The sequence below is a fragment of the Rhodococcus jostii NBRC 16295 genome (assembly GCF_001894825.1).
GTDB classification, from domain to species: domain Bacteria; phylum Actinomycetota; class Actinomycetes; order Mycobacteriales; family Mycobacteriaceae; genus Rhodococcus_F; species Rhodococcus_F jostii.
The window spans coordinates 1-20595 of the sequence record NZ_BCWY01000004.1; the positions used below are offsets into that span (position 1 = coordinate 1).

Consider the following 20595-nt stretch of genomic DNA (forward strand, 5'->3'; position numbering starts at 1 on the left):
CCGGCACGCATCGCCACTCACGTATCAGGTGAGGTCGACCGTCGCGAAGATGTCGCCGGTGGGCTGGGTGGAACCGCCGGGCGGCTCCACACTGAACCCGAGTGCGGTGGACTGGTCGATGTCGTTCACGACCGCGGTCGTCGACGGTGAGACGTCGTCGGCCTCCATGATTCCGGCGGACACCGGCTCGTGGGACGGTCCGAGCAGCCACATCTGATAGACCGAACCGGGCTCGGGCGGCGGGACGTCGTTCATCACGAGCACGCCGGCGTCGACGTCCTTGGAGAACACGACGGTGGCCGAACCGCCACCGGCGATCGGTGCCACGGCCGTGCGGACGTCGTCGGCCGCGAGGATCTGCGCGGGCACGGGTTGGCCCTCCTCGCTCTGCAATTGCTGGGCGACGGTGATGCCACCCACAGCGAGGACGACGACCGCGGCCGCCGCACTCAACGCCGCCACGAGACGCCTGCGCTTGCGTGCACGAACCTCGTCCAGCGCTATCGGTGCGGGTGCGGCGGCAGTGCCGGGCAGTGCTTCCAGTATCCGCCCGAGCAGATACGCGGGCGGGTCGACTGCGGTGGACGCCGACTGGGCGGCCATCGTCTCGTGCACGCCGCGCACGGCGGTGTCGAATTCGAGGCGCACCTGGGGCGGTGCGTTCCGCACCGCGGTGTCGATTTCGAGGCGCTGCTGTTCGTCGACGGCGTCCAATGCGTACACCTGAGCGAGGTCGAGGATGTCGTGCTCGGAGTCATCCATCGAACTGCACCCCCAGACATTGCTTGAGCCTGATCAATCCGTCTCGAATTCGTGATTTCACCGTGGGAAGCGCCACGGACAACCGTTCCGACACCTCGCGGTACGTCAGCCCTCCGTAATAGGCGAGGACCACCGTTTTCTGCTGGACCTCGGTGAGCGTGCCCAGGCAGTCGACGACGTCGCTGGTATCACCTCGGCGGGTGACTTCCTCCGACACCGCGTCGAACGGTCCGTACCAACTCGAGGCGCCGTAGGCGGCTTCGCGTTCGGAGCCGGACTGCTCGGACCGCACCCGGTCGACGGCGCGGCGGTGGGCCAGGGTGATCAGCCACGACAGCGGCGACCCCTGCTTCGGATCGAATTTCGCGGCGTTGTTCCAGACCTGGAGGTACACCTCTTGGGTGGTTTCCTCGCTGTATCCGGGATCGCGCAGTACCCGCAGCACCATGCCGTACACCCGCGTGCTGGTGCGTTCGTAGAAATCACTGAAGGCATCCCGCTCGCCGTTCGCGATACGCGCCAGCAACGCCGTCAGCGTCACGTTCTCCGTGTCCCTGTCGACGCCGGTCATCGGCCCATTCCGTTCATCGATCCACAGCCTAATCGCAGGTCGCGACCGGTGTGACGAGGATCGGACCCCTGGGGGTGCGAGCGATGCCGGCATGGCGCTCACCGCTTCGGCGGCAAGGGGAGGAAGTAGCTGGTTCGCTGCTGGTAATCGGGGTAGCCGGGACGCTGCGACATCGACTTCTCGAGCAGCCTCGCCCCGGTCGCGAACACCAGGAAGTAGGTCATGACCAGGGGAGACAGCACGGTGACGGCGCCGGGCCACACGCTCGCGGCGATGAGCCACAGCCCCCACCAGACGCAGGAATCGCCGAAGTAGTTCGGGTGCCGCGTCCATGCCCACAGGCCGACGTCCATGATCTCGCCCTTGTGGGACGGGTCCGCTTTGAACCGCTTCAACTGGTGGTCGCCGACGGCCTCGAACACGATGCCCACCACCCACAGGACGACACCGAGCACCGCGACGACCATGCCGAGCCCGGACGCGGGACCGACGACGGCCGACACCTGCAGCGGCAGCGAGACGAACCACTGCGCGAGCCCCTGCGTGAGGAAGATCTTCCTGATCACGACACCGGGCGAGTCGCCGCCGGCCCGCTCCAGCATCTCCTCGTACCGCGGGTCCTCGCCCTTCCCTGCGGACTTCGCGTACATGTGCCAGGTCAGCCGCAGACCCCACACCGCGACGAGCACCACCACCAGGCACCGGCGGAGGGCGTCACCGTCGCCGACCACCGCGGCGACGAGCGCCACGAGGACGAAGCCGAGACCCCAGGACACGTCGACGACGTTGTAGCGTCCGATCCGGCGACCGACGAGGAACGTCGCGGCCTGCAGCACGGCGAGCACCAGCAGACTCGCCGCGGATACGGCGGCGAAGTGCGACCAGTCGAAGCCGTTCATCGCGGCACACCGGTTCCCGTGGAGTCGACCCGCACGGCGGGCATCAGCGACTGACCGGCCGCGGTCGGCTTCACGGACAGGATCTGATCGACACCCATCCGGCCCTGCGCGAAACTCATTCCACCGCCGACGAGGTACAGCCGCCACACCCGGGCCATCTCCAGCCCGACCATCGCGACGACATCGTCCCAGCGGGACTCGAACTTCTCCAGCCAGGCGTCGACGGTCCAGACGTAATGTTCGCGCAGACCGTGCACGTCGCGTACCTCGAGCCCGGCTCGTTCGAGGTACGCGACGCTCTCTCCGACCGGACGCATGGTCATGTCGGGAGCGATGAACGACTCGATGAACGGGCCGCCGCCGGGATGGCGTCCGGTGCGCGACATCTGCTGGATCAGTACCCGCGCGCCGGGTTTCGCGTTGTCGTACAGGGCCTGCGCGTACCGGGCGTAGTTCTTCTCGCCCACGTGCTCACCCATTTCGAGGGAGGCGACGGCGTCGAACGGGCCGTCGGGGACCTCGCGGTAGTCCTGCAGACGGATCTCGACGCGGTCCTGCAATCCTCGCTCGGCGATCCGTGCGTCGATGAACGCCTTCTGCTCGCGGGAGATGGTGACACCGACGACCTGTGCACCGTGTTCGGCGGCGGCGTGGAGGCTCAGCGACCCCCAGCCGCAGCCTACGTCGAGCAGTCGCATGCCGGGTTCGAGACCGACCTTCCGGCACACCAGGTCGAGCTTGTCCCGCTGCGCGTCCTCGAGTCCGTAGTCCGAATCCTCCGGCGCTCCCGGCGCATTCCGGGTGAAGTAGGCGCACGAGTACGCCATCTGTGGGTCCAGGACCAGCGCGTAGAAATCGTTGGACAGATCGTAGTGGTGGCTGATCGCGGCGCGGTCGCGCAGCACACTGTGCAACCGGCCGCGAAGGTTCGCCTGCGTCGCGGGTGCGGGCAGCGGCCCTCCCACCACGCCCAGCTTCGCGGCCACACGCAGCACCTTCGCGATCGTCGCCGGGCCGGGCCGGACTCCGCTCAGCCCCCGTTCGCGGGCCACCGCCCACACGTGTGCCAGGGCCTCGCCGAGGTCGCCCTCGACGTCGATCTCACCCGTCACGTAGGCCTGCGCGGCTCCGAGTTCGCCCGGGTTCCACAGCAATCGGCGCAGCGCGTAGGGACTGCGGAGCACCACCTTCGGTGCCGTCACCGGTCCGGCGGTGCTGCCGTCCCACGCGGTCAGATGCACGGGCAGGTCGCCGCGGACGAGCGGGCGCAACGCCTTGTCGAGTTCTTCGGCAACGGTCACGGTCAGGCTCCCGTCTTGTCGAGGACGAGCTGCTGGACGTCGATGTACCCCGACCGGAAGCCGGCCTCCGAGTAGCAGAGGTAGAAGTGCCACATGCGACGGAACGTCTCGTCGAATCCGAGGTCCTCCGCATGCACACTGTGCGCGGCGAACCGCTCCTTCCACAGCCGCAGCGTCTCCGCGTAGTGCTGTCCCATGCTCAGCCGCTCCCGCACCCGCAGCGACGTGTGCTCGGCGGTGACGGATTCGATCGCCTCGGTCGACGGCAGGAACCCGCCGGGGAAGATGTACTTGTGCACCCAGGTGTAGGTGTTGCGGGTCTGCAGCATCCGATCGTGAGGCATGGTGATCGCCTGCAGAGCAACCCTTCCGCCCGGCGCGAGGAGCTTGTCGAGCACCCGGAAGTAGGTGGCCCAGTACTGATGCCCGACGGCCTCGATCATCTCGACCGACACGATGGCGTCGTACTCGCCGTCCACGTTGCGATAGTCGAGCAGGTCGATCTGCACGGCGTCCGAGTGTCCGGCTTCGGCGACGCGGCGGCGGGCCAGGCTCTGCTGCTCGCTCGACAACGTCACCGAGCGGACCACCGCGCCGCGTTCCGCAGCCCGGATGCACAGTTCGCCCCAGCCGGTCCCGACCTCGAGCAGCCTGGTGCCCGCGCCGACACCGGCCTCGTCGAGCAGCCGATCGATCTTGCGGCACTGCGCGTCCGCGAAGTCGTCCCACCGAGGGGTGATCTGCGGGACGGGTGCCCGCAGGACCGTCACGTCCCGTACCTGCGCCACCCGGGTGGGGGTCGACGAGAACAGCGCGCTCGAGTACGTCAGCGTCTCGTCGAGGAAGGTCTCGAACATCTCGTTGGACAGGTCGTAGTGCCGGGAGATGTTGGAGCGGGTGTTCTTCTCGGTGTTGCGTTCCTGGGCCGGGTGTTTGGCGACGTACAGTGCGCGCAACCGTTGCAGCGGGCGGGGAATCAGAGTCGCCATCCGCGAGGCGAACACGCTCAGGACGGCGGCGAGGTCCGGGGACGTCCAGTCGCCGGCCATGTACGACTCGCCGAATCCGATGAGCCCACCCGTCCCGACCCGCCGCGCGAACGCATCGGGGTTGCGGATGATCATGCGCGGCAGTATTTCCTGCTCCCTGTGCGCACCGACCAGGGTGCCGTCGGGGTACTCGATGCGGACGCCGAGGTCGGCGGCGGCGCGGCGGAACAGTCGGTCGGCGACCTTCGCCGACACCGTGGCGCGCGGACCGGTCGGCACGTCGGCCAGCCCGGGCCAGATCCGGTTGTCGATCCGTGGGTCCTCGGCTGTGACTGCGAGGTCGGCGGTGCTCACGGCGGGCGAACGGTCCATGTCGGTGTCCTTGTTCCTTCTCACTGAACTGTCTCCTTCTGCCGGCCGTCGGGCCGAGCCGTGACGGGGAGTCCACGGGCCCACAAAGTGATTCCCTGGATGCGGATGCGAGCCGACACCACGAGAGGTGCCAGGGGAGTGCGTAGTTGAGTCCTCAGGACCGCACGTCGGGTGGCCGGTTGCCGCGTCCCGCGCACGGTCGCGGTGAACGGGGCGTGCCCGTCCCGGTGGAGCACCACGTTCAGGGAGAGCGTGTCGCCGGGCTCGGGGAACCGCATGTCGTAACGGCCGCTCACGTCGTTGAACGGTGAGACGTAGAACTGCTTCTCCACCTCGGCGCGGTCGCTGCCGCCGGGCCGGATGAGGTAGGCGTGCCGCTGACCGTACGTGTTGTGCACCTCGGCGATCACACACCGCAGGCGGCCGTCGGCGTCGTGGCACCAGTACACACTGAGCGGGTTGAACACGTAGCCGAGCACCCGCGCATTGAGGAGGGCGGTCACGCGGCCGCCGCGGAGGTCGACGCCGTGCGCGGCGAGGACGGCGTCGACCCGTGCGCGCAGCGTGTCCGCGCCGGCACCGGGATTCGCCTCGAAATGGTCCTCGGCGCGGAAACGGGCGAACGGTCCCAGCCATCCGGGGAACTGCGGGAGGTCGTCGACGTCGACGTACCAGCTGTAGCTCGTGTACTCGAAACTGTTGCGGACCGGTTCGGTGCGCGCGTGCCGGATCCGCGTCGAGTAGATCGCCGGCGCCGTCACGACACCGTCTCCCGTTCGTGATGTCGCCCGACCCGCGCGTCCCACGATCCGCCGATCCGCTCGGCGGCACGCAGACCGGAGAGCGCCCCGTCCTCGTGGAAGCCCCAGCCGTGGTACGCGCCCGCGAAAGCGAACGTCCCGGAACCGAGCTCGTGCAGCCGCGACTGCGCGGCAACGGAATCGGGCGTGTAAACGGGGTGCTCGTACGTCATCTCGGCGAGAACCGTCGACGGGTCGACCAGGCGTTTCCCACCGAGCGTGACGAGGAACCGCCGGTCGCGCACCGTGTCCAGGCGCATGAGCCGGGTCATGTCGTAGGTGACGATCACGCCGGTCGCGTCGACGCTGTCGGCTTGTGTCAGGTAGTTCCACGACGCGCGGGCGTTCTCCGCGCGGGGCAGCAACGATTCGTCGGTGTGGAGCTGAGCGTGGTTCACCGAATACGGCATGTCGCCGAGGATCTCGGTCTCGAGTTCCGACGCGTCGCCGAGCATGGCGAGGGCCTGGCGGGGGTGCACGGCCACCACCACGGCGTCGAAGTATCGAACGTCCCCGCGGCCGTCGACGACGCACGCGCCGCCGTCCGGGGTGCGTTCGACCTGCTGGACGGGGGTGTCGAGGAGAATCTCGTCGAGGTGTGCCGCCACCTTCTCGACGTAGCGCGCCGACCCGCCGGTCACCGTGCGCCAGGTGGGAGACCCGAACACGGTGAGCATTCCGTGGTGATCGAGGAACGAGAACAGGTACCGGGCCGGGTAGTACGCGGTCGTCGTGGGATCGCACGACCACACCGCCGCGACCAACGGCGTCATGAAGTTCTCGACGAAGTACGGGCTGAAACCGTTGCGGCTCAAGAAGTCACCCAGCGATTCCAGTGCGCCGTCCCGGTCGCCGGGGGCGTCCAGGACCGCGCGGGCGCAGCGGTGGAACCGGAGGACCTCGCCGAGCATGCGCCAGTACCGCGGTCGCGCCAGAGTGCGGGTCGTGGGGAACAGCCCGCGGATTCCCTTCGCTCCCGCGTATTCGAGGCCGCTCACGTCGGATCGGATCGACATCGACATGTCCGAATCCTGGGTGGCCACGTCGAGTTCGGCGAACAGGCGGAGCAGGGTGGGGTAGGTGCGGTCGTTGTGCACGATGAAGCCCGTGTCGACGTCCACTTCCGCGCCCGAGTCGAGCGTCAGGTGGTGGGTGTGGGCGTGGCCGCCGAGACGGGCGTCGGCCTCGTAGAGGGTGACGCGGTCGTGGCGGGAGAGAACGTAGGCGGCGGTCAAACCCGCGACGCCGCTACCGATCACGGCGACGTTCCTGCGTTCGAGCTTCTCCGAATCATGCATTGCGACCTGCTTTCTGGTCTGTCGTCGCGGTGACGACGCCCTCGGCGGCGAAGGCGTCGAGTACGAAATCGGCGGTGATCCGATGCCACCACCGGGGCCGGGTGAGCATGAAGTGTCCGGCTCCCGTCAGGGGAGTCCACGAGGCGTTCACCCCACGAGCCAGCGCCCGTTCGGTCTGAACCCGCGACGACGTCGGATCCGTCCAGCGGTCGGCGGTGCCGTGCACGACCATCAGGCTGCGGTCGGCAGGCACCAGGTCGCCGTCGGACTCGGGCCACCAGGGTGCGAGCGCGGCGACCGCCCGGACGTTGTGGACGGCGGCGAGGTGCGCCGCGACGCGGCCGCCCATCGAATGTCCGACGACGGCGACGGGGACGTCCCCGAACCGCAGTCGGGCCCGCTCGAGGGCGATCCGAGCGTCGTGGACGGGGCTGTTGTCGGGGGCGTTCCAACCCCGGACCCGATACTGCAACCGCGCCACGGCGATCCCGTGCCGTCCGAGCGTCGACCTCAGAGACCGGGCCATCCACGCCATCCGCAGATTCGACAGGTGCCAGAACCGTGAGGGCGCCGCGCTGCGAGGTTTCCCGCCGGGCAACACGAGTACGTACGCCGGGGCGGTGGCTGAGCCGTTGTCCATATCAATTATTCGGAGCTGACTTTGCGTCGGATGGGCGGACCCACCCCCCGCCCACGTGAGTGCCAATGCGTGCCCGAACACACATTGGCACTCACGTGGGGAACACGCGGGAAAACCCGGCGGCATCGGTGTGGGACCGATGCCGCCGGGCGCGGAGAACTGTGAGGAGAGGCTGCCTACTGGGGCATCAGGACGGAGTCGACCAGGTACACCGTGGCGTTGGCGGTCTGGACGCCACCGCAGATGACGCCGGCGTCGTTGACCTTCAGGTCGTCACCCGAACCGGTGACGGTGACCGTGCCACCCTCGACGGTCGTGTGCTCGCCGTCGATGTCGCTCGGCGCGATCTGACCGGGGACGACGTGGTAGGTCAGGACCTTGGTGAGCAGCGCCGGGTCGGTCTTGAGAGTCTCGATCGTGGCGGGGTCGACCTTCGCGAACGCGGCATCCACCGGCGCGAACACCGTGAACTGTCCGCTGTTCAGCGTGTCGACGAGGTTGACCTGCGGGTTGAGCTGACCGGACACCGCGGCGGTGAGCGTGGTGAGCAGCGGGTTGTTGGACGCGGCCGTCGCGACCGGATCCTGCGCCATGCCGCTGACCGAACCGGCACCGTCCGGGACCGTCTTCGCGTACTCGGCGCAACCGGGGCCGACCAGGTTGGCAGCGGGATCGGCCATCGCGGACGAGGTCATCGAACCGGACGACATCGACTCGGACGTCATGTCCTCCGAGCTGCTGCTGCTCGACGAGTCGCTGTCGTCCGACGAACACGCTGCGCCCATCAGGACCAGGGACGTGCTCGCTGCGACTGCCAGGACTCGTGTGCTGATCTTCATCAGATTTGCCTCTCTCCGGTGTGGGTGCGGATGAGCACCATCGACAGGCATTCGGAGCACTCTCCGCGGCGGATGGGTCGAGTATCTTCCGGCGTCGACCCATCCGATTCGGAGGAGGCGCCGAATGCCCGGTGAGAGGGTGTTTCACCGGCCCTCTGTTTCGGCTGCCAGTTTTCGACCGCACTATCGTGAAAGGATCCGAGATGACACTCTCGAAGGCACGTGGATTCGCCGCAGGACTGTTGACCGCGGCAGCAGCGGCGGTGCTGATCGCGAGCCCGGCGCAGGCTCAGCCCGGTGCGCTCGCACCCGTTCCGTCCCTCGACGTCCAGCGGTACCTCGGCACGTGGTACCAGTTGGCCGCTGTGCCACAGCCGTTCAACCTGGACTGTGCGCGGGACACGAAGGCGACGTACGGGCTCGTCGATCCGTCGAACGTCAGCGTCGCCAACTCGTGCACCACGTGGGCGGGAGGAACCAACGGCATCACCGGCAATGCTCGCGTCAACGATCCGGTCACCAATGCGCAACTCCACGTGAGCTTCCCGGACGTGCCGTTCCAGAGTTCGGCGGACGGACCCACCAACTACGTGGTCACCTACGTCGCCGACGACTACTCGTGGGCGCTCGTCGGCGATCCGGCACGGGCGTCGGGTTTCGTCCTCTCCCGCACGCCGGCGGTGGACGAAGCTGGGTGGACGCAGATCCGGCAGGTGGTGGAGTCACGCGGCTACAACTCGTGCCTGCTGCTGACGTCCCCGGCCACCGGCGGCCGAGAGGGAATTCAGCCGCTCTGCACGGTCTGACGGGCCGCGGAGCCGGTGATGTTCTCCATCATGCCTTTGAAGATGATGCCGTGGAACGGAAGGATGGAGTACCAATACAACCGCCCGGCCACACCTTTCGGGAAGAAGATCGCCCGCTGATCGAGCCGGGACCGGTCGGGGTCCACTCGGTGGACACGCCATTCGAGCCACGCCCCGCCCGGCGCCCGCATCTCGGCACGCAGCCGTAGCAGCGTTCCCCGTTCGATGCGTTCGACGCGCCAGAAGTCCAGCGGGTCACCGGTGTTGAGCTGCTTCGGGTTCCGGCGTCCGCGGGTGAGCCCGACACCGCCGACCACACGGTCGAGCCAGCCGCGCACCGACCAGGCGAGCGGGAACGAGTACCAGCCGTTCTCGCCGCCGATGCTCTCGACGACGCTCCACAGTGTGTCGGCGTCCGCCTCGCAGTCCTTGGTGCGTTCGTCGGTGTAGACGACCTCGCCGGCCCAGTCGGGGTCGGAGGGCAATGGGTCGGAGGGGGCGCCCACCGGGGACGCGCTCGCCCATGTCGTCTCGACCTCGCCGTTGTCGATGCGCCGCAACGCCAATCGCACCGCGTCCCGGTACGTCGTCAATCCCTCCTTCGGCGGCGGAATCACGTCGTCGATGTCGTGTTCGGCGGCGACGGCGTCGTTGTGAAGCGATTCGATCAGCGCGCGCCCGAGCGAGCGGGGAATCGGGGTGACCAGTCCGATCCACAGCCCGGCGAGTTTCGGGGTGAGTACCGGCAGGACGAGGATGCGCCGCTGACGCAAGCCGGCGACCTCGGCGTACGTCTGCATCATCTCTCCGTACCGGATGACGTCGGGGCCGCCGATGTCGAACGTGCGACTGCGCGGCAGGGGCGCGTCGGCCGCGGCGACGAGGTAATGCAGCACGTCGCGGACCGCGATCGGCTGGATCCTGTTGTTCACCCAGCGCGGAGTGGTCATCACGGGCAGCCGGTTGGTGAGGTGCCGGATCATCTCGAACGACGCCGAACCCGAGCCGATGACCACACCCGCCTGCAGAACCATTGTGGGAACACCGGAGTCGAGGAGAATCTGCCCCACCTGGGTACGGGAGCGCAGGTGGGGTGAGAGATCCGCCGAGTCGGGATGCAGTCCGCCGAGATAGACGATGCGGCCGACGCCGGACGTGCGGGCAGCCTCGGCGACGTTCTCCGCGCTGATGCGCTCGGCCTCCTCGAACTCGTCTGAGCCACCCATCGAGTGCACCAGGTAGTAGACGACGTCCACGTCCGCGAAAGCAGCAGAAAGGGATTCGGGATCACTCAGGTCGCCGCGAGCGACCTCGACGTCGGACGCCCACGGAACGTCGGTCAGTTTTTCGGGCGCCCGCGCCAGCACCCGCACGCGGTACCCGGCTGCAGCGAGCCGGGGAGCGAGACGTCCGCCGATGTATCCGGTGGCGCCAGTGACCAGTACACGCAACTGCGTCATCCCCATACGCTACCGGCTTCGCCACCGCGGTGCTTTTGGATCGCGACTAAGGTCGTGTCATGGGCATCGTGCATTCGAGTGTGGTCGAGGCCTCGCGGGACGAGTTGTTCGCCTGGCACGCGAGGGCCGGAGCGTTCGCCCGGCTGTCGCCGCCGTGGCAGCCACTGAGTCTCGCGAAGGAATCCGAGTCTCTGGAATCGGGCCGCGCCGAGTTACGGATGCCCGGTGGCCTGACCTGGATCGCGCAGCACGACGCGAAGGAATACGACCCTCCACACCGGTTCGTCGACTACTCGGCCGCCCTGCCGCTGCGACTGCTCGTGCCGTGGCGGCACACGCACACGTTCGACGTCGTGTCCGAGGGCAGGACCCGGGTCACCGACCGGGTCGACACCATCGTGCCCGGCCACTTCCTTCGATCGACGTTCGTCTACCGGCACCGCCAACTTGCCGACGACATCGCCCGGCACCATTGGGCGGCGACGCAGCTTCCCGGACCGTTGACGATTGCGGTCACCGGCAGCTCGGGTCTCGTGGGCTCCGCTCTGACCGCGTTCCTGAGCACGGGCGGGCACCGGGTGGTGCGACTCGTGCGCCGCGCTCCCGCCACACCCGACGAACGACGCTGGAACCCGGATGGGCCGGCCGCGGACCTGCTCGACGGGGTCGATGCGGTGATTCACCTCGCCGGGGCGTCCATCGCGGGCCGCTTCACCGACGGTCACCGCCGGGCGATCAGGGACAGTCGGATCGAACCCACCCGGCGGCTGGCGGAGGTGGCGGCAGCGTCCGGGCAGGGTCCGAAGATCTTCGTCAGTGCGTCGGCGATCGGGTACTACGGCCCCGACCGTGGCGACGAGGAGCTTCACGAGCAGGACGAGCGCGGTGACGGGTTCCTCGCCGACGTGGTGGCGGACTGGGAGGACGCGGCGAAGCCGGCCGCCGACGCCGGGCTGCGGGTGGTCCACGTCCGCACCGGGATCGTGCAGTCCCCGAGCGGGGGTGTGCTGCGCCTGCAGCGGCCGCTGTTCGAGGTCGGGCTCGGAGGGCGGCTCGGTGCGGGAACGCAGTGGCTGTCGTGGATCGACATCGACGATCTGATCGACGTGTACCACCGCGCCGTCGTCGACTCGGAGTTGAGCGGCCCGGTGAACGCGGTGGCGCCGAATCCGGTGCGCAACGAGGAGTACACCGCAGTCCTGGCGTCGGTGCTGCACCGCCCGGCGTTTCTCCCGGTACCCGATTTCGGACCGAAGTTGCTGCTCGGCGAACAGGGAGCACGCGAACTCGCCCTGGCCGATCAGCGCGTCACCCCGGGCAAGCTCCTCGAACGGGACCACCGATTCCGGCGACCCGACCTCGACACCGCACTACGCCACCAGCTGGGGCGATTCAAGTCGGACGAGGGATAGCGCGCCCCGCGTCATACGCCGCCACCACCCGTTTCGGTGCGGTGAGGCGCCACGCCTCCTCGACGAGTTCGGCCAGCTCGTCGGTGTCGACGCGGTCGAGAACGACGTCGATCCACCCGTAGCGTCCGAAGAACGGCGCGACCAGGAACACGTCGGGGTCTTCCTGCAGCAGGGCAGCCTGCGTTTCCTTGGTCGCCTTGAGGCAGACGGTGGGGGCGCCGTAACCGACGAGGCCGAACATCTTCTTGCGCACGCGGAAGGTGGGCTGATCGCCCCAGTTGGCGATCACGATCTCCTGCGCCTCCGGCAACGCCAGCATCATCGCGCGAACGTCGTGTTCGGTGGGCATGACAGCTCCTGGGCCGGCGGTCGGTGGTACGGAACAGTTATAGTCCCGACCACCGACAGGCCGGACGGCGGCGCGGTCAGACGAAGGCGAACTCGTCTCCGGCGTGAAATTTGGCCAGCGATTCGGACACCGAACGCCGTGACGGCGGGTGGAAGGCGAATGCGTGGACGGCGGCGGCGAGGTAGCCGATGTCGGAGGACTTGATGAACGCGATCCCGCCCAGCGATTCGACGGCCGCCGAAGACGCGCGGACGAGTGCGTCGCGGATCGCGATGCGGGACAGTAACAGTCGAACCGAGATGTCCTGTCCGCGTTCGCCTTCGTCGACCGCGCGGGCGATGTTCTCGACAGCGCCCATGGCGTTCTCGACGTCGGCGGCGGCGCGCACGTAACCCTCGTAGTCGTCCTTGCCGGCCGCCAGCAGCCGTTCGAGCAACGCACTCGCGGCGCCCAGGTAGTTGGCGGTGACGAGCATCCCGAACCACAGGTACCCGGTCATCTCGTGTTGTCCGTCGGGGTCGTCGGCGCCGTTGAGGAGGACGAGGTCGGCCGGCACCTCGACGTCTTCTAGGCGCACCTCGTCGCTTTCGGCTCCGGCGAGGATCCAGCTCTCCCAGAACGGTCGCACGGAGATTCCGGGGGTGTTGGCGGGGATCAGCGCGATCGCCCTCTCGCCGGTGTCGACTTCGACGCTGGCGGTGAGCAGGTCCATCGACCCGGACAGGCTGCACGGCTTCTTGCTGCCGTTGACGATGTAGCTCGAGCCCTTCTTCGTGGCGGTCATCGTGGGGATGAAGACGCTGCCCCCGGTGACGCCCTCGGAGAAGCCGGAGGCGACGATGGCGCGTTGTTCCACCAGGCTCTTGATGAGCGCGCGATCGTCGTCCGTAGCCTCCTGCGCGAACTCGTTGAGGGTGGCGAGCGACAGATGGTGCATGGTGGTGGCGGCGCCGAGCGAGGGCGACCTGCTTCCGATCGCCCGTTGCACCCGCACGGCCTCCAGCGCGGAAGCCCCGAGCCCACCGGATTCCTTCGGGATGGTCAGTGCGGTGCCGCCTGCGTCCCGGAAGCGTCGAATGGCCCCGCTGTCTCTGCCTTCCAGTGTGAGCAGGGGTGTCTCGTCCAGGTAGGTGGCGAGGTCGGGCAGGTAGGACTTCAGCGCTGCGTGTTCACGGGCCATCAATGCGGTCATGACACTCCTCGAGTTGTTCGCGGAAATTCCGGATTCCCAGGGATATCCATTGGGGCATTCGGAGCGATGGCCGAGTGGGTTTGGTCGCGCCGGTCACCAAACCGGATCGGCGATCGCTCCGAATCAACTGAGTAATCCCGATCATGCACACGGCGAGGAGATTGGTATCGATGGCTGTGAACAAGTTGATCCAGAGGCTGGGTGGCGACGACCGGGTGGATCTGCTCCGGGCGGTCCGCGACTCGGACGTGAGTCCGTACTTCCGCGTGATGGAGTCCGCGACCGCGCCCGTCGTCCAGGTGGAAGGCTCGGACCGGATCATGCTCGGTTCCAACAACTATCTCGGGCTGGCGGATCACCCCGCGATCCGGCAGGGCGCGCAGGACGCTCTCGACACGTTCGGCGGTGCGATCACCGGAAGCCGGCTCCTGAACGGCACCATGGATCTGCACCTCGAACTCGAATCGGAAATCGCCGAATGGCACGGCACCGAGGACGCGATGGTGTTCACCACCGGCTATCAAACGAATCTCGGCACGATCAGCGCGGTCGTCGGCGTCGATGACGTCGTCGTCGTCGACTCCGCAGCGCACGCGTCGATTCGCGACGGGTGCGCGTTGTCCGGCGCCACCGTCCGCAAGTTCCGGCACAACGACGTCACCGACCTGGAGAACATCCTGGAGGACACGGCGGACGGTGACGGCGCGGTGCTGGTGATCGTGGACGGGTTGTATTCGATGGAGGGCGACCTCGCCCCGCTGGGTGCGATCTCCGCACTGTGCGACCGTCACGGCGCGGCCCTGATGGTGGACGAGGCGCACAGTCTCGGCATCTTCGGCGCACAGCGAACCGGCGCCGCCGAAATGCTCGGGATCGACGGCGACACGGACATCCGTATGGCGTCACTGTCCAAGAGCCCCAGCTCCACAGGCGGATTCATCGCCGGCTCCCGCGACCTCCTCGACTCACTGCGGGTGAACGCCCGCGCCTTCCTGTTCACGACCTCCGGTGTTCCCGCCGCGGTGGGGGCGTCGCTCGCGGCGGTGCGGCTGATCCGCAGCGAGGAGGGCGAACAGCGGGCGCGGCGCGCACTGGACAACGCCGCGACCCTGCGGTCCGGGCTCGCGGGCAACGGCCTCGACGTGGGTGCGTTGTCACCGCTCCCCGGGGGGCGCGAGACGGTGACGCCCATCGTGTCCGTCCATATCGGCGACGACCTCGAGGCGATGAAGCTCTGGCGCACACTGTTCGACAAGGGTGTGTTCACCAGCGCGGCACTGTATCCCGCGGTGCCCCGGTCGGGTGCGATGCTCCGGCTGTGCGTCATGGCCACCCACACCGACGCACAGTTGCGGCGGGCGGTGGACGTGATCTCCGAGACCGTCACGGAGGCCGCGGCGTGATGAAGGTGGCCGTCACCGGTGCGACGAGCGATTTCGGCGCCGCGATTCTTCCTGTGCTGCTGGCCGATCCGGACATCGACACGGTGATCGGGCTCGGCAGGCGCGAACTGCGGCTCGAGCACCCGAAACTCGAATCCGTCCGGATGGACATCCGCGACCCGGGCATCGAGGACGTGTTCCGCGGCTGCGAGGCCGTCGTCCACCTGGCGTTCGTGGTGGAGGAGATCCGGGACAAGACGGCGACCCACGACATCAATCTGCGGGGTTCCCGCAACGTCATCGACTCCGCCTACCGCGCCGGCGCGCTCCGTGTCGTGATCGCGTCGAGCATCAACGCATACGGACCGGAGCTGCGGCCGAAGCCGGTGAACGAAGACGTCTATCCCGCAGGCGATCCGGACCGGTACTACTTCCACGACAAGGCCGAGGTCGAACACTACGCCGAATGGTGGCTGCGGCGGCATCCGGGCGAGATGGCGATCTCGATGCTGCGCCCCACCTACATCATCGGACCGGACTTCTCCAACGACGGCATCGACCAGCTCACCGGCCCGGTCGGTGCGTTTCCGCGGGCCGACGAGGCCGCGTACCAGTTCCTGCACCAGCGCGACATGGCCGACGCGTTCCACCGCGCCGTGAAACAGGACCTCGTGGGACCCTTCAACCTCGGACCGAGGGACCGGGTGGGCGTCCGGGAACTCGCCGCCATGCAGGGTCAACGGATGTTCGACGTGCCCGAGCGGCCGGCGGTCGTGGCGGCGAACATCGCGTTCCGGCTCGGGCTCACCGCGTTCTCCGGCCAGTGGGTGACCGCGGGCGAGACCGTCGTCGATTCGACGCGACTCATCGAGGCCACGGGATGGGCACCGACGCTGACGGCCCGGGAGTCGGCGGCTGTCATGATCCTGCTGCAGGGAAAGTCGTTGGTGCGCCGGGAGGACGCGCTGGAACGTCGCATCGCCTGTGAAGCGGCGCTGGAACCGGCGTCCGAGTTCGTCGGGGTCGACGGCCGCGGGCTCGAGCACGTCCAGATTCCCGCTGCGACGGGAGCGGTCCACGCCGAAGTCCACGCGGCGCGGTCGGGCGGCGCAGCCACCGTGGGATCGGGCGGCGCAGCCACCGTGGGATCGGGCGGCGCAGCCACCGTGGGATCGGGCGGCGCAGCCACCGTGGTCCTGCCTGCACCACCCGGACTCCACGCACGGTATCTCACGCCCCTCGCGGCGGAATTGGCGGAAAACGGTGTCGACGTCGTCGTCGTGGACCTGCCCGGACACGGGCTGAGCACCGGGAAGCGCGGTCACGCGACCATGCCCGGGGTGAACGATGCCCTGGCGGTTGCCCTCGGCTACGCGAGGATCCGGTTCGGTTCCGCACCGCACGTGGTCCGGGTGGGTGACGCCACCGAGCGCCTGTCGCGGCCGGGGCGCTGGCGGTCGAAGGTCGGGCGCTCGCGGACCCACGTGGCGGTCAACCCGGCGGACGGGTTGCTCCCGCGCCGGCTGCGGTACGAGGGTGGACTCGAGCACCTTCCGCATGCGCACTCCGCCCGGGACATCGTCGCGCTCACACGCGCCGATCGGGTCGCCTCGTAGAGTTGTCGCCGAGACGTCGGAGGCAGCGAACAGGAGTGAACCATGAGCAGTGAAGTACCCGGCACACGGAATGCGGCCGTCGAGGCGGGTCTGGCGGTGCGGCGTGACGTGATGGGCCACGACTTCGTCAAACGTGCACTCGACCGGACGGCGGGGACGGACAGCGAGCAGTTGCAGGAGTTCGTCAGCGAGCACGTGTGGGGTGCCGTGTGGAATCGGCCGGGACTCGACCGTCGCAGCCGCAGCCTCCTCAACCTCGGCATGCTCATCGCCCTGCGCGCCCACGGCGAACTGAAGGGGCACGTGCGGGGTGCGCTGCGAAACGGTCTGACCCGCACCGAGATTGTCGAAGCGGTGATCCACGCGAGCGCCTACTGCGGTGCCCCCGCCGGACTGTCGGCGATGGCAGTCGTGCAGGAGGCGCTCGACGCGGAACTGGGACCGCTGGAATCTCAGGAGTGAAGCCCCGAATCAGCCCGTGGCGCCGGTGATCTCGTTCGGGGTCTCCGGCAGGTCGGCCTGCCCGGAGACGGTCCACGATTCGAGGTCGATCGTGTGGATCTTCTTGTTCGCGGGGTCGGTCACGTAGGCGGTGTGGTCCTGCACGTACAGGGACGGTCGCGGCGACTGCCACCGGTCCGGCTCGGTCCACGCGTCGATGACGTCGACGGTCCGGCTCACCGCCTTGCTGTTCGGGTCGATCACGTGCAGGGCGCCGTCGGTGCCGAGGACAAGTGCCACACCGTGCGGGCCGCGGCCGAGCGACCGGAACGTGTAGCTGGTGCCGAGGTCGACGAGGGTGAGCTGTCCCGTGGCGGTGTCGGTGAGGGAGACCCGTTCGGGGCGTTCGAGTTCGGCGTCGGGGTCGGTCTTGTAGTCGCCCAGCAGGATCGGTGAGTCCTCGTCCCCGGCCTGGTTGCCGATGCGCCCGTAGGGGTCGGGGCTGGTGACCTTGGTGATGACGCCGTCCCGGTAGACCAGCAGGCCGTTCTGGCAACCCACGACCACCGTCTCGTCGGCGGCGACGGCCTCGCCGTGCACGCCGGGGCAGTCCTCGCTCCGCGCGATCTCCTTGCGGTCGCGGTCGAGTACGACGATCCCGGTGCGCTCGTCCTCGTTGCCGACGGTCGTGAGCAGGCTGCCGTCGGACAACTCGACGGCCACACCGTGATGCGCCTCCGGCGTGGTGAAGTCGGTGGTGGCGGGTGTGCCCTCGGACAGTCCGGCGGGGTCGAACACCCGGACCAGCCCGGTGCCGTCGTCGAACAGCACCGTCTTGCCGTCGTGCCGGACGACGTGCCCGGGTGTCTTCGCCTCGAACGTGACGTCGGTGAGGGCGGGTTCGGCGGTGTCGAGAGCGGTGAAGGCGTTGCCGGTGCTGATCAGCACGTGCCGGTCGTCGCCCGCGGGGTTGAGCCGGGTGAAGCCGTCCACCTCGGCCGAGCCGACGACGTCGAGGGTCGCCGCGTCGAGAATCAGCACACCGCCGTCGTAGCTCAGTGCCAGCCGCGGTGTGGCGGCGTCGGTGGTGGTCGCTTCGGCGGTGCCGGAGTCGGTGGAGCAGGACGTCAGAAGTGCCGCCGAGAGTGCCACGGCAGCAACGGAGGTGGGGAAGTGCGGTCTACGCATAAGGGTCACCCATGAGAAATACCCCTTATTGCAAACGGTTGTCAAAGTCGTGAGTGTGCATGTGTGAATGCGTCGCTACGCCAGCGCCTCCGCGATCGCCAGCGAGTTCGAATCCATCATCTCGATGTATGTGCCTGCGCCCGAGCCCTCTTCGCTCAGAGACTCCGTGAACAACGAGATCACGTCGACGGGAACCCCGGCTTCCGAGGCCAGAACCTGCGCGAGACGATCGGGCTGGGAGGAGTCGACGAAGATCGCCGGGACCTGTGCGGCGGCGATGGTCGCGGCGAGATCCACGAGGTCCGACGCACTGGGCGACGCCAGCGTGGTTCCACTGGGAATCACCGCGCCGATCGTGGTGAAGCCGAAACGGTCTGCCAGATAACCGAAGACGTGATGATTGGTGACGAGCTTGCGTCGATCGGCGGGGATGCCCGCGAATCTGTCCGTCATCCGGGCGGTGAGTTTCTCGAGTTGCCGCGCGTAGCCGTCCGCGTGGGCGCGGACGGCGGCGGTGTCGATCTCCGGCACGTGGTCGATCACGGCGTCGCGGATCAGCGCGACGGCGTCGCGCATGCGGTCCGGATCGGTCCAGACGTGGGGATCCGGAGCGCCCGACGACTGTCCGGAGCGGTAGTCGATCGGCCGTAGCGCCTCGCCGACCTGCAGGATCGGGATTCCCTCGGCGCGTGCGGCGCCGACGGTCTTGCCGATTCCCTCCTCCAGCCCGAGTCCGTTGGAGACGAGGAGGTCGGCGCGTTCCACCCGGGCGGCGTCGGACGCGGAGATCTCGAACGAGTGCGGGTCGGCGTTTCTCGGCATCAGCACCATCACGTCGGCCTGATCGCCGATCACGTTCTGCACCACGTCGCCCAGAATGTTGGTGGTCACGACCACGACCGGTCCGTCGGACGTTCCGGGTGAGCACGCGGTCACGGACAGCGCCGCGAGCGCCGTCAGGAGGGTCAGCGGCACCAGGCGCCGCATCCCCCTCACAGCCCGACCACGCCGAGGGTCGAGGCGGCGATCCCGATGTCGAGAGTTCTCGCCACGCGTGCGGCGTCCCGGAAGTCCACCTCGGCCACCGTCTTCGACGCGGGATCCGAGACGTACGCGCGGGTACCGCCGACGACGATCACCGGCGGAGTCGCGGACTCGTCGGTCCAGTCGTAGGGGCCGGCCAGTACCCGGGACGAGGCCGTCTCCACGCCGGACTGCGCGTCGTACACGCGGAACGTGCCGTCCGTGAGGACCGCGAACACCGAACGCCCGTCACCGGACAATGCGACGTCCATCGCCCGATCAGGAGTCCGGATGTGCGTCCAGGCGCGGGTGCGGGAATCGAAGACCAGCACACCGTCGTTGGTGGCGGCCGGTCCCGCGGCGGCCACATGGACCGGCAGTCCGCCGTGCCCGCGGAACGTGGTCGGGCGGGTAGCGGCGCCGATGCCCGCCGGGTAGGGGATCTTGTCCGACGTCCACGCGCCGCCGACGATGGTCGCGAGGAGCAGGCCGTCGTCGCAGGCGCCCAGCGCGTACGAGTCGGACACGGCCGTGCCGTGCAGGCGTGGGCAGGCCGCGTCGACACTCTGCTGGACCTGTCCGTCCGCGGTGTGGATCTCGAACGCGCCGGGGCGGGAATCGGTTCCGCCGGGGGATGAGCGCGACACCACGAATCCGTCGGCGATCGGCAGGGCGACACCGTGGTGCGGGGCATCTGCCCGCACGACGGCTCCGACGTCGATGCTGTCCTTGCGGAGCGCGGCGAAGTCGATCACCCGGGCAACGCCGTCGCCGTCGAAGAACGTCGCCACCTTGTCGTCGCCCTCGGTCACCTGCGCGGGCTTGCTGCCCTCGAGGGCCCCGAGTTCGACGGGGGTCTTGGTGTACGAGTGGGTGTGGTCACCGTGGTCGAGGGTCCACGATCCGGCGTCCACGACATGGACGGCACCACCGGCGCTGTCGACGGCGAACGCGTACCGGTCCTTCACCGTCGTCAGGCGCACCGGGTTGTCGAACTCGAACGAGTGGACCGTCTCGGCGGTCGCGAGGTCGAGCAGGTCCACGCGGCCGGAGTCGGCGTCCGACACGAGGAGTCGGGGTTCGGGACCTTCCACCTCCGTGGATCCGGCCTCCGCGGCGAGGTCGCTACCCGGCTGGCTCCGGCCGTCGGGGGAGGGTGCCTCCTCCGGCGGTGATCCGCAGGCGCCGAGGGTCAGCGCGGCGACCGCGGCGACTGCTGCGCGGGCGAGTGTCGTATTCGGCATTCATGTCCTCC

Annotated in this window: 20 protein-coding genes; 5 read left to right on the forward strand and 15 right to left on the reverse strand. The window is 68.5% G+C overall.

The genetic code is table 11. The annotated features are described in order from the left end of the window. Nucleotides 1-24: 24 nt before the first annotated feature. From RJ1_RS04020 to RJ1_RS04060, 9 genes are all read right to left on the reverse strand, one after another. Nucleotides 25-762 (reverse strand): anti-sigma factor, encoded by a 738-nt coding sequence (locus RJ1_RS04020; RefSeq protein WP_073358692.1) that lies wholly within the window; start codon nucleotides 760-762, stop codon nucleotides 25-27. After that, on the reverse strand, nucleotides 755-1333 hold the full coding sequence (locus tag RJ1_RS04025; RefSeq protein WP_073358693.1) for a sigma-70 family RNA polymerase sigma factor: 579 nt from the start codon (nucleotides 1331-1333) through the stop codon (nucleotides 755-757). The genes RJ1_RS04020 and RJ1_RS04025 overlap by 8 nt, the downstream gene beginning before the upstream one ends. A gap of 98 nt (nucleotides 1334-1431) precedes the next feature. After that, nucleotides 1432-2232, reverse strand: a complete 801-nt coding sequence (locus RJ1_RS04030; protein WP_073358694.1) for a DUF1295 domain-containing protein — start codon at nucleotides 2230-2232, stop codon at nucleotides 1432-1434. Then, nucleotides 2229-3539: a class I SAM-dependent methyltransferase gene (locus RJ1_RS04035; RefSeq protein WP_073358892.1), complete on the reverse strand. Its 1311-nt coding sequence runs from the start codon at nucleotides 3537-3539 to the stop codon at nucleotides 2229-2231. The genes RJ1_RS04030 and RJ1_RS04035 overlap by 4 nt, the downstream gene beginning before the upstream one ends. Beyond that, nucleotides 3536-4918 carry a class I SAM-dependent methyltransferase gene (locus tag RJ1_RS04040; RefSeq protein ID WP_083400634.1) on the reverse strand — a complete coding sequence of 461 codons (1383 nt, stop codon included), beginning with the start codon at nucleotides 4916-4918 and terminating at the stop codon, nucleotides 3536-3538. The genes RJ1_RS04035 and RJ1_RS04040 overlap by 4 nt, the downstream gene beginning before the upstream one ends. Further along, nucleotides 4915-5655, reverse strand: coding sequence for a DUF1365 domain-containing protein (locus RJ1_RS04045; protein ID WP_073358695.1), 741 nt, complete (start codon nucleotides 5653-5655; stop codon nucleotides 4915-4917). Before RJ1_RS04045 ends, RJ1_RS04040 begins: the two co-directional genes overlap by 4 nt. Next, nucleotides 5652-6992: an NAD(P)/FAD-dependent oxidoreductase gene (locus RJ1_RS04050; RefSeq protein WP_073358696.1), complete on the reverse strand. Its 1341-nt coding sequence runs from the start codon at nucleotides 6990-6992 to the stop codon at nucleotides 5652-5654. Before RJ1_RS04050 ends, RJ1_RS04045 begins: the two co-directional genes overlap by 4 nt. After that, nucleotides 6985-7632: an alpha/beta hydrolase family protein gene (locus RJ1_RS04055; RefSeq protein ID WP_073358697.1), complete on the reverse strand. Its 648-nt coding sequence runs from the start codon at nucleotides 7630-7632 to the stop codon at nucleotides 6985-6987. Before RJ1_RS04055 ends, RJ1_RS04050 begins: the two co-directional genes overlap by 8 nt. A gap of 176 nt (nucleotides 7633-7808) precedes the next feature. Next, nucleotides 7809-8471, reverse strand: a complete 663-nt coding sequence (locus RJ1_RS04060; protein ID WP_073358698.1) for a fasciclin domain-containing protein — start codon at nucleotides 8469-8471, stop codon at nucleotides 7809-7811. A gap of 203 nt (nucleotides 8472-8674) precedes the next feature. Between RJ1_RS04060 and RJ1_RS04065 the strand changes: the two genes are divergently transcribed. Then, nucleotides 8675-9277, forward strand: a complete 603-nt coding sequence (locus RJ1_RS04065; RefSeq protein WP_073358699.1) for a lipocalin family protein — start codon at nucleotides 8675-8677, stop codon at nucleotides 9275-9277. On the opposite strand, the gene RJ1_RS04070 is transcribed toward RJ1_RS04065, so the two are convergent. Beyond that, the gene (locus RJ1_RS04070) at nucleotides 9256-10737 is read right to left on the reverse strand and encodes an SDR family oxidoreductase (protein ID WP_073358894.1); all 1482 of its coding nucleotides are present in this window, start codon (nucleotides 10735-10737) and stop codon (nucleotides 9256-9258) included. The genes RJ1_RS04065 and RJ1_RS04070 overlap by 22 nt on opposite strands. Before the next feature lie 59 nt (nucleotides 10738-10796). On the opposite strand from RJ1_RS04070, the gene RJ1_RS04075 reads away from it, so the two are divergent. Next, the gene (locus RJ1_RS04075) at nucleotides 10797-12149 is read left to right on the forward strand and encodes a TIGR01777 family oxidoreductase (RefSeq protein ID WP_073358700.1); all 1353 of its coding nucleotides are present in this window, start codon (nucleotides 10797-10799) and stop codon (nucleotides 12147-12149) included. Here the strand turns inward: RJ1_RS04075 and RJ1_RS04080 are convergent. Both RJ1_RS04080 and RJ1_RS04085 read right to left on the reverse strand, forming a co-directional pair. Beyond that, nucleotides 12130-12498, reverse strand: a complete 369-nt coding sequence (locus RJ1_RS04080) for an MmcQ/YjbR family DNA-binding protein (RefSeq protein ID WP_073358701.1) — start codon at nucleotides 12496-12498, stop codon at nucleotides 12130-12132. The genes RJ1_RS04075 and RJ1_RS04080 overlap by 20 nt on opposite strands. A gap of 76 nt (nucleotides 12499-12574) precedes the next feature. Beyond that, nucleotides 12575-13690, reverse strand: a complete 1116-nt coding sequence (locus RJ1_RS04085) for an acyl-CoA dehydrogenase family protein (protein ID WP_073358702.1) — start codon at nucleotides 13688-13690, stop codon at nucleotides 12575-12577. Nucleotides 13691-13860: 170 nt separating this feature from the next. On the opposite strand from RJ1_RS04085, the gene RJ1_RS04090 reads away from it, so the two are divergent. Genes RJ1_RS04090 through RJ1_RS04100 form a run of 3 tightly spaced genes read left to right on the forward strand, consistent with a single transcriptional unit; the run spans nucleotide 13861 to nucleotide 17150 of the window. Beyond that, nucleotides 13861-15093, forward strand: a complete 1233-nt coding sequence (locus RJ1_RS04090; RefSeq protein WP_143048926.1) for an aminotransferase class I/II-fold pyridoxal phosphate-dependent enzyme — start codon at nucleotides 13861-13863, stop codon at nucleotides 15091-15093. Next, nucleotides 15093-16688, forward strand: a complete 1596-nt coding sequence (locus RJ1_RS04095; protein WP_073358704.1) for an NAD-dependent epimerase/dehydratase family protein — start codon at nucleotides 15093-15095, stop codon at nucleotides 16686-16688. The genes RJ1_RS04090 and RJ1_RS04095 overlap by 1 nt, the downstream gene beginning before the upstream one ends. A 42-nt stretch (nucleotides 16689-16730) precedes the next feature. Continuing rightward, entirely contained in the window at nucleotides 16731-17150 is a 420-nt protein-coding gene (locus RJ1_RS04100) for a carboxymuconolactone decarboxylase family protein (protein WP_073358705.1), read from the forward strand. Between the two features lie 9 nt (nucleotides 17151-17159). Here RJ1_RS04100 and aztD read toward each other — a convergent pair whose 3' ends face one another. The 3 genes from aztD to RJ1_RS04115 all read right to left on the reverse strand — a co-directional run bounded on the left by aztD (nucleotide 17160) and on the right by RJ1_RS04115 (nucleotide 20584). Beyond that, the gene (aztD, locus tag RJ1_RS04105; protein ID WP_073358706.1) at nucleotides 17160-18317 is read right to left on the reverse strand and encodes a zinc metallochaperone AztD; all 1158 of its coding nucleotides are present in this window, start codon (nucleotides 18315-18317) and stop codon (nucleotides 17160-17162) included. Between the two features lie 75 nt (nucleotides 18318-18392). After that, complete coding sequence (gene aztC, locus RJ1_RS04110; RefSeq protein ID WP_073358707.1) at nucleotides 18393-19304, reverse strand: zinc ABC transporter substrate-binding protein AztC; 912 nt, start codon at nucleotides 19302-19304, stop codon at nucleotides 18393-18395. A 5-nt stretch (nucleotides 19305-19309) separates the two neighbouring features. Next, nucleotides 19310-20584: an ABC transporter gene (locus RJ1_RS04115; RefSeq protein WP_073358708.1), complete on the reverse strand. Its 1275-nt coding sequence runs from the start codon at nucleotides 20582-20584 to the stop codon at nucleotides 19310-19312. Nucleotides 20585-20595 lie beyond the last annotated feature (11 nt).